The organism is Vibrio sp. 1S139, assembly GCF_041439475.1.
Classification (GTDB): Bacteria; Pseudomonadota; Gammaproteobacteria; order Enterobacterales; family Vibrionaceae; genus Vibrio; species Vibrio crassostreae_C.
In genome coordinates, this window is the sequence record NZ_JBGOOD010000010.1 from 19,349 (window position 1) to 35,464 (window position 16,116).

Here is a 16,116-nt window from a genome sequence, read left to right on the forward strand (position 1 = left end):
TGTTTTAATTATTCAGGCACAGTGTTTAAACATGTACAACATTAGTCAGATACACCGCAACGTATAAACAAAAAGAGATTGGTTATACCCAATCTCTTTTACTTTCCTTCGAACAATTTACGTTAAGTTGAATGTTTACCCAAGATGAACAGTTACCGACTCGGTCGCTAGACTGCTTCCTCCAATGTAGACGTCAATGTCACCAACCTCATACATAAAACACTCTTGAGAACCATAGAACTTTAAGTCGTCCGCTGAAATCGTCAGCCTAATTGTTTTACGTTCATTCCCTTTTAAAAAGCATTTTGTAAATGCTTTTAGCTCTCGTTGAGGGCGAGTCGTCGAAGATACCTTACGTGATATATAGCATTGAATGATTTCTTGCCCTGCCCTTTCAGATACATTCTCTACCTCAACTTCAACAATCAGGTTCTCATTCTCAGCAATTTCAGATGTCACAGCCGTCAACTTACCATATTCAAACTGCGAATAGCTCAAGCCAAAACCGAATGGATAAAGCGGTGTATCTTGCTCATTCTTATATGGCATGTACTCTTGATACGCTCGCATTTTTCCAATCGGCTTACGACCGTAATACATCGGAATTTGACCTGTGCTTCTTGGTACTGTCATGGTCAACTTGCCACTCGGGTTACTATGACCAAACAGTAAGTTACCGATTGCATTCCCTGTCTCTGTACCGCTTTGCCATGCATAAACCAATGACTGGGCGTATTGCTCAATCTTAGGAGACGGTATGGGTCTACCAGTACACTGCACCACAATCAAAGGTTTGCCCGTTTTTCCAATGGCTTCAATTAGCTCTTCTTGACCCGGTGGCAGAACAAGTTCGGCAATATTGCGCGCTTCTCCCGTTCGACGATGGCTTTCACCAACGCACAGCACGACTACATCACTTCGATGCGCACACTCCATCATGTCATCACTAAATGCGCTTGAATCAGTAATTATAGTGTTCTCTGGCGCTGCTGCTTGGATGCCATCTGCAATCGTTGCAACGTCGTCCGCATTGCCATCTAAACACCAAGAACCAAGGTGCTGTCTTTGTGAATGAGCATGAGGGCCAATCACAGAAATGGTTAAGCCTTGTGAGTTCAGTGGTAGCAAGTCACCATCATTTTTAAGCAGCACCATGCTCTCTTCTGCAAGAGCTAGCGCTTTGACCTTATGTTCTTCTAGGCCCAGCATGCTCTTATGCAGTTCAGGGTCGATATATGGTCGTTCAAACAGACCAGCGCGGAATTTGGTAAGCAGTACGCGGTAAACAGCTTCATCTAGATTTTCTAGTAAGCTTGGATTGTTCTTCACCAGGTCTTCAAGAGTGTCTTCATATGCCTCGTGAGTCATCGCCATATCAACACCTGCATCCAACGCCTTTAACGCAGCTGTAGATGGGTCTTTCGCAACTTGGAAGTATTCCAGATCGGAAATAGAGCCCCAATCACTGACGACCATGCCATCAAACTTATGCTCGCCTTTGAGCCAGTCTCGAATTAATGGTCGAGATCCGGTTACCGGCGTACCACCAAGGTCGTTAAATCCAGACATCATGGTTGCAACGCCAGCTTTCACTGCCGCGGCAAAGGGCGGCAAGTGCACATTGTGCAAGGTGTTATCACTCAATTCAGTCGTATCGTAGTCGCGACCGCCCTCTGACGCTCCGTAACCAACAAAGTGTTTGGCACACGCCACCAGCTTATTTGGTTGTGAAGGGTCATCACCTTGGAAGCCTTTCACTACTGATTTTACAAACTGACTGGTTAAGTACGGATCTTCACCTGAACTCTCAATCACTCTGCCCCAACGAGGGTCTCGAACAATGTCGAGCATCGGCGCAAAAGTCCAGTTAATGCCTAGCGATGCCGCTTCAGCCGCGATGCACTCATAAGCTTCTTCAACCAACTTGGGGTTCCAAGAACATGCCTGAGCCAGGGGAATTGGTAGCACCGTCTTTTGGCCGTAAATCACGTCACGCGCGAATATCACTGGAATCCCCAGGCGGCTTTTTTCCATCGCCACTTTTTGGATCTCATTGAGCTGGTGCGGATCAACCGATTCACCCGGCGCATTACCCGCCCACGCTGTGTCAGCAAGGATGCGCGAGCCATACGCACCCTGCTCCACTTTCATCAAGTATTCTTGCTTATTGTCGTCATAATCCAGCATTGGCGATTGGCAAAGCTGACCCACCTTCTCGGCAAGCGTCATCTTAGACAGTAAATCTTGCGCTCTAGTTTGGTAGCTAACAGAGCTGTCTTTGTATAGAGCCATCGATTAGATCTCTTTCAATTTGTATCGTGGGAAAGCTTCGGTTAGAAACTCGGTCATCTCTTGGTATAACGCGTCATTACCAGACTGTTTCGCTAAGCTTCGCAGTTGATCGGCCGCCGTTGGCACATATCGAGAATCAAGCTGAACGTAGATCTCGATGAACTCCATTAACTGCTTTTCGTTAAGTTGCTCAATAATCAATGCGGGCTTTTCTAACGACTGATAGTAAGCGTCTGGCTTAGGCCCAAGCGTTGCGCTTCGCCAAGTTTCAATCACTTGCTGGTAACCACCTAAATACTCATCTTCAATTCTGAGTTCGAGTTTGTTCATCCCTTTTAACGCTGTTACCAGCTCACCTTTTTTGTATTGCTGCTCTGCGTATGCAAAGTAGTTTTCCGATAGTGAGTAAGCTCTCAGCCAAGCGGAGCCATATGCGATAAAGATAACCGAGGCCAACGCTAACAATTTATATCCTGTCGATACTTTCATTACTTAACCCCTACGCCAGTAAATGCCTTGATGAAGTTCTTCTGTAGGCAGAAAAAGACAATCACAACAGGAACCGCAATCATGGTGGTCATCGCCCACAGTTGCTCCAGGTTGGTTCCCGGTACTTCAGTTTTAAAGTTGTACAGCGCAAGCTGCAGCGTCATCAGAGATTCGTCTCGTACGTAAAGTAGTGGCCCCATAAAGTCGTTCCATGCACCCATGAAGGTCAGAATACCGACCGTTGCCAGTGCTGGTCGCATCATAGGCAGAATGATTTTGAAGAAGATACGCATCTCACTCGCACCATCAATACGTGCCGCTTCCAAGTAAGCATTGTCTATCTGCTTCATGAACTGCACCATCAAGAAGATGTTGTACGCACTGATTGCCCCCGGAATGATCAGCACACGATAGGTGTTAATCCAATTCCACTCGTACATCATCATGTAGGTTGGGATGGTGAACAGAATCGCTGGAATCATCATCGAGCCAAGAATCACTTTCAGCCAAAACTCGCGGCCAGGTAAGTTGGTTTTGACAATCGAATAAGCAACCATCGACGAGAATAATGTGTTCAGTACCGTGACAGTGACCGAGATAAAGATGGTGTTGAAGAACACTCTCCCCAAGTTCACTGAATCAAACACTTTGATGTAGCCAGCAAACGACCACTCTTTTGGCAAGCTGTTCGGGCTGTGCATGATCTCTGGGCCCGTCTTAAATGAGTTGATCACCATGTAGAAGAACGGATACAACACAATAAGGGTGGCAACCAAAAGTGTGCCGTAAATCAGTAGGTTCTTTTTCTTATCAGCATTCATGATTAGTCTTCCTTACTGGTGATTTTTAACTGCATCATCGTCAGCAGGTAAATTACGCAAGCGAGCATTAAGCCAATGGTTGAAGCTTCACCCATCTTCATCTGCTCAAAACCGGTTTGGTAGAGGTAGAGCACAGGGGTGAGTGCCGATTGGTAAGGGCCGCCGTTTAAGTCGAAGTTCATAAACACTTCGATAAACATCTGCAAGCCGTTGATAATGTTCATTGTCATCACAAACACGATCTGCGGCATGATCATCGGCAGAGTAATTTTCTTGGTCTTACGCCACCACGATGCGCCATCAATGTCAGCCGCTTCAAACAGAGATTTGTCGATACTGGCGATACCACCAAGGAAAATGATCATCTGAACACCAAACCACTTCCATGCACTGAACACCGCAATCACAGGCATTGGTAACCACTCTTCGAATTTCCAAAACACCGGTTCTGAAAGGAGGTTCGCGCCCACCATGGTATTTTGAATGGGACCAGAAGGACCTGATATGAAGTCAAAAATGATCATAGCTACGGTAATCGAGGTCACCACTGGAATGAACATGATGGTGCGGAACATGCTCGACAAAAATTTGATCTCGTTGAGGAGCAAGGCCAAACCCAGTCCAATCACGAAGCTCAACGTCACGAAGATGACTTGGTTAAACACCACATTGAACAACGACTTCCAGAACAAGAAGTCCGTCACCACCGTAATCCAATTGGTTAAACCGATGAACTTGGTGTTCTCTGGCATCAAGATGTTTACGCTTAGAAAGCTACTCTCGAACGACAAGAAGAACGGGTAAATCAAAAAGACCGCAAAGTACACAATCCATGGTGCAAGGAACAGGTAGCCGGTTATGAGGTTATCTTTTTTCATAGTTTCACTTAGACCTATCACACTATTCGTTAATGAGTTTTTCAGCTTGCTTTGCCGCTGCTTCTACCGCTTCCTCAGCAGAAACATCTTGCTTAACCACAGCTTTGGAATACTGCTCAAGAATGACGCCAGCCATGTCTGATGACAGTGCAAAAGGTTCATTCAATTTTGCATTTGGTAGTTGCTCAACAAATGGTTTGGCTTCTGATGTGTTGTAGTAAGGTCGGTCTTTTAGCGAGATCAGTGTTGGCAGTTGTCCCAGCGCTACATTCGCTTTGTGGTTAAACTCGTCTTCCATCATCAGTTGTAAGAACGCCCACGACAGCTGCTCTTTCTCGACGCTGTTTTTGAAGATCATCAGAGCGCGGCCATCGAGTGTGGAGTATGAGGTATCACCTTTGTTGAGTGTCGGAATCGGTGCTAGTCCAACATCGTCACCCACCACCATCGGTTTACCTGCCGCTTCGGTTAGGTTTGCTTTCCAGCCGAAACCAAACTGTGGCCACATACCAATAGTGCGTGAGAAAAAATTCTTCTCCATGGTCAGTGGAGAATACTGCTGCGCCTTAGCCATAGTTTCGAAGAACAGCGCTAGATTCGCTTCTTCTCTATCGAAGATAGGATTGGTGCCAAAACGATTAAGCAGGCCGTATTGGCCATCGTTGAAGTTGTAGTACATCTGAGCCAACATGCTCCAATACCAACTTCCCCACGATAGCGCTTCGTTCCAAAAAACCGTGCCATACACGGGGCTGCCGTCTGCTCGTGGAGGTAGTTGGCTAATCTTTTCAGCCGCGTATAAGAATTCATCCCATGTTTGAGGTGGGTTCTCTGGGTCTAAGCCCGCTTCGATGAACAACTCTTTGTTGTAGAGCATCAATGTCGTTGTTGCATTCCAAGGGATGTAGTAGTTTCTACCGTAGTTTTTTTGCATAAAAACTGGGTCAATCCTATCAACCATTTCATTGAACCCATCAAACTGCTCCAAATAAGCTAGCTTGCCCATCTTTGCGTATTTCGCAGGTTGATAGCCAAAGACTCCAGCATAGAGATTCGGCACATCACCTGCTGCCATACGAGTCTCTAAATTTTCATCATTTGAAACAACAACATCTACGTTTGGGTATCTTTTTTTGAACTCAGGAACTAACTCAGAACGGACAAAGTCCATATAATTACCTACTGGGGTCATGACTTCGATACGGGTATTATCTGCGAGTGTGATCTGCGAACTTAATGCGAGCACACATCCAATCAACCACTTTTTCATAACTATCCTACAGAGTTTCACGTAAAATTAAGGAGGTTGGCAAAATCGTTAATGCTTGTAATTTTTCGGTTTTATCATCGAGAGCATTGATCAATGTTGATGCTGCTAGCTCCCCCATTCCCTCTTTTTCATGAGTAACGGTAGATAAACTTGGAATCATTAACTCTGCCATTCTTATATTGTCAAAGCCGACAAGTTTCATTTCGTTGGGAATATCTATTTCATAACGCTTAGCTGCGCGAAGTATGCCAATCGCCATTTCATCATTGGCAGCAAATACGGCATCAGGCCTACGTCCTTGTTCAAGTATGTCTTTCATCTGTTTGTAAGCGGTCTTTTCGGTAAAGTCGCTTTTTATCAAATGATGATTTTTGACAGGTAGATTGAAATACCCCAAAGCGGAAATATAGCCGTCTAATCGCTTTTTGCTATCGTATGAGTCGTCAGGTCCAGTGAAGAAGTAGATGTCCTTGCAGCCCTTGAGCACCAACTCTTTGGTTGCACTGAACGCTCCACCAAAGTTGTCGATTAGGATGTTGTAGATGCCGGGAGCATTTAACTCTCGGTCTAGCACCACCATGGGAAAGTCCGGGCCTGCGACCGATTTTAGAAACTCGGTATCAAATGAATTGGTTAACACCACTGCGCCATCAACGACTCGATCTCGAATATACTTGTGAGCCGTAGAGTCTTCATTGCCATACATGCTACAAGCCACGACATCATAGCCACGCTGGTGACAGACCTTCTCGATACCTTTGACAAGCTCACTGTAAATCGGGCCAAACCAGTTGTTTAAAAACAGGCCGATGGCATAGCTACGACGCTGCTTCAACTGCTTAGCATTGGTGTTAGCGACATAATTCATCTCGTTAGCAATATTGAGAACATGCTGACGCGTCTTTTCACTGACGCGATTGCAGTCATTCATTGCGTACGAAACGGTTGCGATGGAGACATTCGCTTTTTTAGCTACGTCTTTAATGGTCACTTTCATTTCACTTACTTCCTTTAAGAGCCCAGCTCTTCACACCTTGCATTTTTCTCATACTCAGCCTTTGGGTTGGGCCCATCGCTGAGCCCAACAGATTATTAAAGGGAGATATGAAGGGTGTTTTCTTCGCTACTCAATCTCTGAAGCAACCATTCGCGTGAGATCTTCGCACCACCAGCGCGATAGCGGTTCTCAGTAAGTTCGAATGGCACCACTTCATCGTTTATCGAAATAGTTTTTGGAGTGTGTGAACCTTCAACCAAATCGATAACTAAGGTCACAGGCTTCTCATCAAGCTCGAAGTGGATCTTCGTTTGACCAACTCGCGGAGAGATAACTGGATCAAGAATGAGATCGTTGTGCGCGAATCGAACACCAAATACATTAGAGATAAGTTGGTTCACGTAGATACCTGGACCACTTGAGTAGATTCTCCAACCGCCTTTCACTGCAACTTGACCGTTTTTCACTTGGTCAAAGTTGTCGTATGCCGTTGGGCGGTCATTGAACTTCGCATCTGAACTTGAGAAGTACGCGTTAGACTGACGAAGCTCAGCGTTTGGCACGTGGTCTTGAATACCCACTGGGACAATTTTGTACAGGTTGTCGAATACTGCTTCCGCGTCACCCAACTTACACAGTGCTTCGATGAATCGAATATGTGCGTGGCAGTATTGAAGACCGACTTCGCGGCCAAGGTTGGCTGCCAGTTCTGCGCGCTTAAAGTAGCTCTGCTTACCTGCTTTGTACTCGGCCATTTTATCCATCAAGCGAACACCGTCAGGGTGAACAAGGTTTTGCTTAATGATGTCCATGTGAGTGCTTGCCATTTCTGGGTCAAACACTTCTGAAATGATTGAGCGGCTTGCTGGCAATAGTCGGTAGCTGATACCCGTTTTTTGATCCGATGGGTGCAGCAAGTGCTCGATTTGCTTAACACTACCCTCTTCATCACGATCGAAGTGGATAAAGCCAGCAATCACACCATCTTTAATCAAGTAGTGGTGGTAATCGCTTTCCATCTTGTCTGCCAATTCCATCAAAGAAACGGCGTAGTCTTGATGTGCGCTGCCTTTAAGTGCTTGGTACATACCTTTAAGCGCTTGTAGCGTTAGTGGAATTGTCCACCCACTCACCATGTTCTCACGCAGTGATTGATTCGCGGGTTGTAACGTATCGTCCCAGTCACCATCACCGTAGCAAGATAGCGATGTACCCGGCACAAGGTTATCAAGCATATGCTGAATTTGAGTTTGTACGTGGTGCATTAAAGTGAAGTTGTTTTCGCTCTTTACAAAACCTTCTTCTGCTAACGTGTACGGCAGTTCAACATCCAGAATACTGATGTCGCCCGTCGTATTTAGGTAATCAGCCAGAGCTTTGAGCGGCCACACTACGATGTCACCGTGCGCTTCTTCTTGTTGGATAGTCGCGTATTGGTCGAACATGAACCATTGAGGCCAAGTACCCGTCTCTTGATACTGGTGGCTGTAGATCTCTGCTAGTACCGCTTTTGCCTTTGCGTATTCCTGCATCGACATAAACAGTTCGAATGGGCCTTGAGATACATCACGCGTACCCCATGCCGCACCTGAGTATTGCTCTAAGCCATGTGGCGTTGAGTAGTGAACTAAAGCATTGTGAGTGAACCAGTCCAGACACGTATTGATGCGCTGGCTGTTGCCGTTGTCTTCACTGAAATCAACATTGAAGCCTTTGGTCAAAGACTTAATACCTTTTTGGTATTGCTCGCGTTCTGCCTCAAACGCCATAAATTGTGCAGTAGTATCTAGCGCGCCCGTCTTACCGCCAATCGCGACAGAACAGTGACTGTCAAGAGAACCGTTGAGTACCAAGTACTCCACTGAATCAGAATCCGCACGCCCGATCGTTTCAGCCGTTACGTCCATGCCTGACACTGCAAGGCCATAGCTCAGCTGCGGCATGAATTGATCAATCAGTTCATTTTTGCCTGTCACCGTGAACAGTTCGCCATCTCTTGCAATCTCAACACTGCCTTCACCTTCGTTGTTACCGAAAACAAGTTGGTGTGACACTTTGATTGAAAGCGGAGCCTCGATGCCGTGTTTAGTGATATATAGCTGGATGATTGGGCTTTGCGCACTTGAGAACGAAACGATCTCTAGGTAGCCACCAAGTAGTTTATAGATCCAACGCGAATAGTTTTGGCCAGTTTCGTAAGCCGAAGGCATGCCCAATGCGCGGTAGGTTCCTTCCACTTCAACCCATACTCTTTGCCCTGCATGAGTGAATTGGTTTAACGGGTTTCGGCACACACCCAATAGTTTGTTGAATGAGGTATTGCCAAGCGTTAGCTGTGAGTTGAAAACACCGCCGATGTAGTGTGTCGAGCTCATGATAGATTGCTGGTAATCTTGATTATTGCCCGACGCAATCACATGACCTGTCATACGCTCTAGGTGCTTCTCTTTTTCTGGCAAAGTCACGTATTTGTTGTCGCCGTAGAAGAATGACAGCAATTCACCGTCTTTAACGTCTGCGAACGTTTGATCATCACCGAAGAACTCTGTGATCTCTTTCTCGCTCAGCTTTCCGCCCTGCAGGTACTCGCCTTTAGGTTGGTGCACACAAGATAAAGGCTCACGTTCCATCTCTTCAGATAACGTCAGTTGAGTGTGCTTAGCTGTAATCTCTTCCAGTGCGATATGCTCGCCCGAATTTGATTTCGGGAAGTCCGCAGTGACAACACCATAGAAAACCATTTCCTTAGACGATTCTGTTGCAAGCGTAACTTCTTCAGTTTGAAGCGCGATGTAACCCATCTCATATTGATATTTTTGGTTTTCAAGTTGTGGCGCGTTCAATGCTGCGGCCTCGCCTGTTAACTTAAACTCCTTACCAAAGAACTGGAAACCATCGGTGCTGTAGCCAACGACAGGAGAAAGAGAACCCAATTGAATGCGCGGGTTGCCTGAAGATTGAGGTAAGTTCTGACGGCTACAAACCACGTAACCCATTTGGTTTTCAAAGATTTGATGGTCTAGGTATTGAGAACAGTACAATTCATTAGTTTTAACCGCGCCTTCATCCGCAAGACCAACGTCCTGACCGTAAATCAGGTCATATATCAGTGGCTGTGAAGAGAGATTCGTAATATTCACATCGTAGAAAAATGCATGGTCAACAGTTTTAATCGACACAACGGCTTCAAAGTCTTCCGTTGTTGTTACCCACTGTAGTGAACCATCGCTCTGCTTAAACGTTTCAATCTTGTTATTAAAAAAAAGCAATGGTGTGACATTTAATTTGCCTTCACCTTTAACGCGAAGGAATATATTCGAGATCGCCATTTCTGAGTCAGGCGTATCGAACAAAGACACCATTAAACGATCACTGCGAATTGCGCCTAGTACGCCATCTGCGTTGAACGTGAGGTTTAGGCTTTCATTGCCAACGCTCATTTGTGATCCAGGTTGAATGTGGTGCATAAAGCTTTACTCCAAACTTATTTTGATTCTGTGTAGTGGATATTTTCTTGAGAAGCGTCATCAAAGACGTGGCATTTCTCGACTTGAAGTTGAATGTGACAATGAGTGCCGACATCAGGTGTTTGCTCGGTATCGAGTAGCTTACAAACCACTGGTTTATCGAAGATGGTGACGTGTAAGTAGACTTCTGACCCTAGCTCTTCTTTCGCCTCAACTTTTGCCGGTAGCGTGTTTTGATTCGCTTGATTAGAGACCGATAAGTGCTCTGGACGAATACCAAGGTGGACGCGGTGCCCTACCCACTCTTTCGCTTTCTCTTGATGTGCTTGCGACAGTTCGATGGTGTGTTCATTGAGTTGAACGCACACTTTTCCGCTTTGTTCCAATAGAGTGCCTTCAAGCATGTTCATGGCTGGAGAGCCAATAAACTCAGCAACAAACTTGTTTTTTGGGTTGTGGTACACATTCATTGGTGTATCGACTTGCATGATTTGGCCTTGATTAAGGATGCAGACACGATCTCCCATGGTCATCGCTTCAACCTGATCATGGGTTACGTAGATCATGGTTGCTGGCTTACCCGACTCTTGAAGCTGGTTATGCAGGCGAATGATTCGGCGACGCATCGACACTCGCAGTTTGGCATCGAGGTTAGATAGCGGTTCATCGAATAAGAACACATCCGGGTTACGTACCATTGCGCGCCCTAAGGCAACACGCTGACGCTGACCACCTGACATCTGCTTTGGCTTTCTATCTAGCAGATCCGTGATTTCAAGAAGCTCGGCTGCTTTGGTGACACGTTCTTTAATTTCTGCTTTTGATTTCTTTGCCGTTTCCAAACCAAATGCTAAGTTTTCGTAAGCGGTCATATGCGGGTACAGCGCGTAGTTCTGGAATACCATCGCGATACCACGGTCTTTTGGCGGCAAGTCATTACACTCTCGGTCACCAATCACAAGCTGCCCATCGGTAATACCTTCTAAGCCTGCAACCATTCTCAGCATCGTCGATTTAGCACAGCCAGATGGACCAACAAGCACCATGAATTCACCATCTTTGATGTCTAAACTCACATCGTGAATAGCGTGGAAGCCGTTGTCATAGACTTTGTTTACATTTTGTAGCGTTACTTTCGCCATGATTCTGCATTCCTATCTATAAATGCGCTCACTATTTAGGTCACACCTTCCTTCGCGGTGTATCCAAACAATAGTGCAAGTGGTTAGATGTGGGGTTGTCAAATCCGCGTTTGTTTCAGCCGAATAGCAACCCCACGATAACTAAAGTTGTTTGTTAGAACTTCCAAACAATCCCGACTTTAGAGAACCAAACCAATTGTTCCCCTGTCCAAGGTGCCGGATCCGCGTGACGATCTTTCACCTGAATATCTGCCAAGAAAGAGAAGTGTTCGTTGATTGGTAAATCCGCGTATAACGCATAAACATCATAGTCAAAATGGTCGCGGTTATTTGGATCTGAACCCATGTCCAACGTACCTCTCTCATAACGCAGCTCTAGGTAGTTGCCGTTATCAAAGTTGAACTGGACCAAAGGCTTAACAGCAAACTCGACATAGTTGAAGTCGTTATGCTCTTCAACATAGATGACCTTTGCACCGATATTAATGCCGTTATCTAAGCGGTAAAGGTACAAAGGCTCAGACTCAATGAACGTGCCTCGGCTGCCCGGGCCTTGCCTTTCATCTTTGTAGCCAAGCTCTGCACTTAAGTGTAAGAAGTGGCGGCCAAAGCTAAGGTCAATTCCCGGTTTTGCCATGTATTTGTCATAATGCCATTCACCGATCGTTTTTTCGTACGACAACATCAAGTTGTAAGCAACGTTGTCATTTTGACGCCAGTAAAAACTTGGAATCAGCTCTGAATAATTACTCAATCCAGTACTTTCACCACCTCGGCTATGGTGTATTTCTTTAAGTACGTAACCCATACTGAAGTTATCCGTCACACGGGTGAAACCATCAGCGTAGATATAGTGAAGAAGCTCTTCATTGGGTTGATTTTCGTTATCAATGTGTTCGTATTCGATACCCGTTAGTGCACGAGTTCGAGGTGACGCATTACTACTTTTGGCCGACTCCGTTTCCAGAATCAACTCGCGGTATTGATGGTCACTCCACAAACCCACTTCCACCTCTTCTTGCGCTTCATCAGCATAAGCAACGGATGGGATCGCAATTGCCATGAATGGGATAATGCTTGCTGCTTTGATAATGTTCACTGCTTTTTCAAAATTCACGACTCAAATCCTTTTCTATTTATTATTCGGTTCAAAGGTCTCGTACATATCCACGATGGCTGCGTAGTAATTTTTACTTTCTAGGTACTTACGCACATCTTGGTTGATAGCCGGTGAAAGGAAGGCACCGACAAACATACCTTGGTCTAGAGACAGAATTTTCGTCGAGGTTTCACCTTTGCCGTTTATCGCGTCATACCAGCCATATGGCGTTTCAAGTTGTGGGTAGTAGTCGATTACTGTGTTCAACAGTTTTACGGCTTCAAATGGATTCACCATGTAAGAAAGCGCTAGCGCATGAGGTGTACCGGTATCACCACCAGCAATATCAGTATTGTTAAAACGGACTTTAGACTCTGATAGCTCTGGGACACCGAATGCCGCATAACCATCGTCAACCGTTGCTGCGGACGACACGAAAGGAATTTGATGCTTGATAGCGTGGTACTTTTGGATCTCTGTCATATCTTCGATCATAGAGAAATCTGGGATCAATGAGCGTTCTTCCAACCAAATCATCGAAAGCATGCCTTGGAAGTAAGCACCATCCCAAGTCAACATAGGCGAATATTTTTTGCCATCGAGGTAGTAGTCTTGCGTATATAACTCCATATCATTGAACGCTGTTTTCGGGACCGTATTTTCTGAGTTTTGAGTAATCAGGTGAGCCCAGACTGGGGCTAATCGACTCTCATTTGCCTTACGATCTATATGATATGATAGTGGCGCTTCTTTCTTCGTTGACCACCCAGAATAGAGCAGACCTCGGCTTTCATCATAGAGTGCTGACCAACCATCTGTTTGGCTCTTAAGAATAGAGTCAACCTTAGCAACGACTTCTTTTTCGTCGGATTGCTTTGAGTCAAGATAAGCGCCGGCTACACCAGCAAGAGCAAATGCTAAGTTTGCGTTATCTACGGCGGGAACAATGCCATCTTTGTTTGGTTTCAGTTGCTCTCCCTCAATATCGTAAGGCCAGAAGAACAGACCTTTCCAAGTAGGAGCCCCTGCCAACGCATCCAGTGTTTCATGGATACGTATTAGTGCATCAGCATTGCCGTTTTTATGTGCTTCAACAAGCACATTTAGGTACAGGCCAATCTCTGTTGTGTTGACATAATAGTCGTGTTCAATCTGGCCATTTTTATCGACGAAAATCGTGTCGTATGGAACTTTGGCTTTTTGATCAACACCTACGCCATCAACAAAGAAGTCCAAGTTTCTTTGTAAATGTTGTTCAAACCCTACTGGGTAGAGCTGTGGATTAACGGTAAGTTCGGTGATTGTGACATCAGCGAACGCAAACATGCTAGCCATGAGGGTACAGGTAGCTAAAAGGCTTTTTTTTATCATTTCTCGTATCGACCTTTGTGTATAAACGTTTCACAACGGATATTCCCATCTGAGTAACACTGTCAGCAATGTGGTCATTTACCTTTTGTGATTATGGGATTACCCGAACAAAATTTAATGCTTAAACCTTTAAGCATTTAAGCTAAACATGTGAGAGAGTTATCATGTTTTCTGTAGATAAATAGAGAGCGAGTGAGGCAATATCGCTGTTACGGCAAGGTTACAAATAAAAAGGATACATAAGTCGTTTATACAAAAAGCAGAAAATACATTGATCACGCCACTTTTGTGAAAGCCATACAAAACAAGCCAACCCCGTAAACGGAAGTTGGCTTGTATGACGTTAAACTGAACTTTAAACTACAGGTTGTCGTTAAAACTCATATTGGAAGTAAACCGTGTTGTAGTTACTGCCGCCTTTGATTCGTCCAAACTGAGAGGATTTTTCAAAGATTGCAGAACGGTGATGCAATGAATAACCGAACCATAAGTTGTTCAAGTCATTCTTACCAATCAAGTCGCCAACGTTGACATCGAATGAGAAGTCTAAGTAGTTCAATAGATGGCTTGCGGTGTAACCTTTACGGTCCATCTCAGAGCCTTCGATATAGGTAATCGAATCGATGTAAGACATACCTTCTGCCACACCAACACGCCACTGAGTTGGCCAATCAAAGGTGTAGTACGCCTTGATTGCGATAATGTATTCGGTGCTGCTCGATTGAACGTCTGAACTCCAGTGGTGCGCAATACCTGGGGTTAAATAGATATCCAGTGGCAAACCGAAGATCTCATCGGTTAACGGGTGTCCATAGAAGAACGAGGTCAACTGGTTGTTGTATTCGTCTTTCTCTCGATTGAACTTCATGATGTCGCCAATATTGGATGGCGTTCCCCAGCCGTGTGCGACACGTAAGTACGGCGCATTGCTCAGTTTAGGTTTTGGCGCTTTCTCTTTGTCGTTAAAGAAACCAAAGCCAAGGTACAATTCCCCCTGATAACGGTCTTCAACAATCGAAGAATCGTAAGCGTTATCGTCCAATCGAGTCACACTGGTTGAACCCAATAAGTACAAGTTAGAAACCACATGGTAACGCGTTTCAACACCAACATTTAAGTCAACACCAGCACCAATGGTTTCATTAGATGCGGAGTAATACTCACTGTTGAAATCAGCACTTTTATAACGCAGCGTCGCGCTCGGGTAAAACTCCCAATCTCCAGTTTCATACTTGGCTTTAGCTCGTAAGTTACCGTGGAAGTTGTATTCACTGTCGCTCATTAACTCCGTCTCGACAGACCAAGAATCATCAAGTTGGTAGGTCAGTTGAGCACCAAAGTCCGCCGTATCGCCTTCAATCGCGTTCTGCTCAGATGCAGGAATATCAATAAAGCGCATGCGAGAGATAGCATTGAAAGACCACTTCTCATCGTCAGTTTGATAGAGGTATACCCCCATCTCAGTACCGTCAATAAACACATAATCGTTCTTGAAAAACAGCATCGGTACGAATGAGCTAACCGATTGGTCGCCACCAGACGTGTCATAAGGGATGCTTGCTGTACGGAACATTGCAGCGATGCCCCACTCTTGCTCTTCAGCGGCCCACGCATTAGCACTTACGAAAATGCCACTTAGGAAAGCGCTACCTAGTAAAACCAATCCAGATGAAGGAAGAGTCGGTAAATATTTGAGCTTCATTCTTGTGTAATTACTCTTTGAAAAAAATATTGTTTTACTGATTAGACATTTATTAACCATGACGGCTAACTATTTTTAGGTTTGCTCGGCATTGACCGTTACAATGTAGAATATTCTCGGTTAAATGAAAGTATTGTGAAAGTCTCCGAATTACAAAACATTATAGATCACTTACCCAAAGATTCCGATCCAGATATTGTTATGGGTGAGGCGTGGTTGCCTGAGCGTTTGGTGGATACCAACCTAGACGGTGACATGCTATTTCTTGAATTCGATAATGCCCCTGAAGACAATCAAGGGGATGAAGAAGGCCGTGGCTTTGTTGAGCACGAGATTGCTATGATTCGAGAAAAGCTCGAACTGTTATTAGACGAGCCTTCCGATACCAAGACCAAAGCCGATGCCCTATTGGCAATATTTCTAATGGGCCATGAACTTTCTAGCTCAGAAGTTATCGAAGTTCTTGAATCAATAGAATCTGACTCAGTAGAATTTGAAGCATCAACGCTTGGAACCACAAAGCCAGACACGAACAAGCTCGAAACAAAAGAACACCACGACGACTAGCCACCAACGATTTTAGGTACC

General features: G+C 45.1%; 12 protein-coding genes. 1 reads left to right on the top strand and 11 read right to left on the bottom strand.

The window, feature by feature from the left end; all coding sequences use genetic code 11:
• Nucleotides 1–135: 135 nt before the first annotated feature.
• From ACED46_RS05470 to ACED46_RS05520, 11 genes are all read right to left on the bottom strand, one after another.
• Nucleotides 136–2,292 carry a glycoside hydrolase family 3 N-terminal domain-containing protein gene (locus ACED46_RS05470; RefSeq protein WP_371721041.1) on the bottom strand — a complete coding sequence of 719 codons (2,157 nt, stop codon included), beginning with the start codon at nucleotides 2,290–2,292 and terminating at the stop codon, nucleotides 136–138.
• Nucleotides 2,293–2,295: 3 nt separating this feature from the next.
• Nucleotides 2,296–2,781 carry a hypothetical protein gene (locus ACED46_RS05475; RefSeq protein ID WP_137001153.1) on the bottom strand — a complete coding sequence of 162 codons (486 nt, stop codon included), beginning with the start codon at nucleotides 2,779–2,781 and terminating at the stop codon, nucleotides 2,296–2,298.
• Nucleotides 2,781–3,602, bottom strand: a complete 822-nt coding sequence (locus tag ACED46_RS05480) for a carbohydrate ABC transporter permease (RefSeq protein ID WP_102553179.1) — start codon at nucleotides 3,600–3,602, stop codon at nucleotides 2,781–2,783. Before ACED46_RS05480 ends, ACED46_RS05475 begins: the two co-directional genes overlap by 1 nt.
• Nucleotides 3,603–3,604: 2 nt before the next feature.
• Nucleotides 3,605–4,480: a carbohydrate ABC transporter permease gene (locus ACED46_RS05485; RefSeq protein WP_137001154.1), complete on the bottom strand. Its 876-nt coding sequence runs from the start codon at nucleotides 4,478–4,480 to the stop codon at nucleotides 3,605–3,607.
• 22 nt (nucleotides 4,481–4,502) lie between these two features.
• Complete coding sequence (locus ACED46_RS05490; protein WP_137001155.1) at nucleotides 4,503–5,750, bottom strand: extracellular solute-binding protein; 1,248 nt, start codon at nucleotides 5,748–5,750, stop codon at nucleotides 4,503–4,505.
• Between the two features lie 7 nt (nucleotides 5,751–5,757).
• Complete coding sequence (locus ACED46_RS05495) at nucleotides 5,758–6,747, bottom strand: LacI family DNA-binding transcriptional regulator (protein WP_137001156.1); 990 nt, start codon at nucleotides 6,745–6,747, stop codon at nucleotides 5,758–5,760.
• 95 nt (nucleotides 6,748–6,842) lie between these two features.
• Nucleotides 6,843–10,187 (bottom strand): GH36-type glycosyl hydrolase domain-containing protein, encoded by a 3,345-nt coding sequence (locus tag ACED46_RS05500; protein WP_371721042.1) that lies wholly within the window; start codon nucleotides 10,185–10,187, stop codon nucleotides 6,843–6,845.
• A 44-nt stretch (nucleotides 10,188–10,231) separates the two neighbouring features.
• Entirely contained in the window at nucleotides 10,232–11,356 is a 1,125-nt protein-coding gene (locus tag ACED46_RS05505) for an ABC transporter ATP-binding protein (protein ID WP_371721043.1), read from the bottom strand.
• 154 nt (nucleotides 11,357–11,510) lie between these two features.
• Entirely contained in the window at nucleotides 11,511–12,473 is a 963-nt protein-coding gene (locus tag ACED46_RS05510; protein WP_371721044.1) for a hypothetical protein, read from the bottom strand.
• Nucleotides 12,474–12,488: 15 nt separating this feature from the next.
• Nucleotides 12,489–13,790: a hypothetical protein gene (locus tag ACED46_RS05515; protein WP_371721045.1), complete on the bottom strand. Its 1,302-nt coding sequence runs from the start codon at nucleotides 13,788–13,790 to the stop codon at nucleotides 12,489–12,491.
• 409 nt (nucleotides 13,791–14,199) lie between these two features.
• Nucleotides 14,200–15,528, bottom strand: coding sequence for a MipA/OmpV family protein (locus tag ACED46_RS05520; RefSeq protein ID WP_371721046.1), 1,329 nt, complete (start codon nucleotides 15,526–15,528; stop codon nucleotides 14,200–14,202).
• An 81-nt stretch (nucleotides 15,529–15,609) separates the two neighbouring features.
• Between ACED46_RS05520 and ACED46_RS05525 the strand changes: the two genes are divergently transcribed.
• The gene (locus tag ACED46_RS05525; RefSeq protein WP_371721047.1) at nucleotides 15,610–16,095 is read left to right on the top strand and encodes a hypothetical protein; all 486 of its coding nucleotides are present in this window, start codon (nucleotides 15,610–15,612) and stop codon (nucleotides 16,093–16,095) included.
• Nucleotides 16,096–16,116: the final 21 nt, after the last annotated feature.

Bases quoted from the DNA above. Each gene is read 5' to 3' on its own strand.
- ACED46_RS05480 (WP_102553179.1), bottom strand. From the start codon at position 3,602: ATGAATGCTGATAAGAAAAAGAACCTACTGATTTACGGCACACTTTTG.
- ACED46_RS05500 (WP_371721042.1), bottom strand. From the start codon at position 10,187: ATGAGCGTTGGCAATGAAAGCCTAAACCTCACGTTCAACGCAGATGGC.
- ACED46_RS05470 (WP_371721041.1), bottom strand. From the start codon at position 2,292: ATGGCTCTATACAAAGACAGCTCTGTTAGCTACCAAACTAGAGCGCAA.
- ACED46_RS05495 (WP_137001156.1), bottom strand. From the start codon at position 6,747: ATGAAAGTGACCATTAAAGACGTAGCTAAAAAAGCGAATGTCTCCATC.
- ACED46_RS05520 (WP_371721046.1), bottom strand. From the start codon at position 15,528: ATGAAGCTCAAATATTTACCGACTCTTCCTTCATCTGGATTGGTTTTA.
- ACED46_RS05505 (WP_371721043.1), bottom strand. From the start codon at position 11,356: ATGGCGAAAGTAACGCTACAAAATGTAAACAAAGTCTATGACAACGGC.
- ACED46_RS05485 (WP_137001154.1), bottom strand. From the start codon at position 4,480: ATGAAAAAAGATAACCTCATAACCGGCTACCTGTTCCTTGCACCATGG.
- ACED46_RS05475 (WP_137001153.1), bottom strand. From the start codon at position 2,781: ATGAAAGTATCGACAGGATATAAATTGTTAGCGTTGGCCTCGGTTATC.
- ACED46_RS05515 (WP_371721045.1), bottom strand. From the start codon at position 13,790: ATGGCTAGCATGTTTGCGTTCGCTGATGTCACAATCACCGAACTTACC.
- ACED46_RS05490 (WP_137001155.1), bottom strand. From the start codon at position 5,750: ATGAAAAAGTGGTTGATTGGATGTGTGCTCGCATTAAGTTCGCAGATC.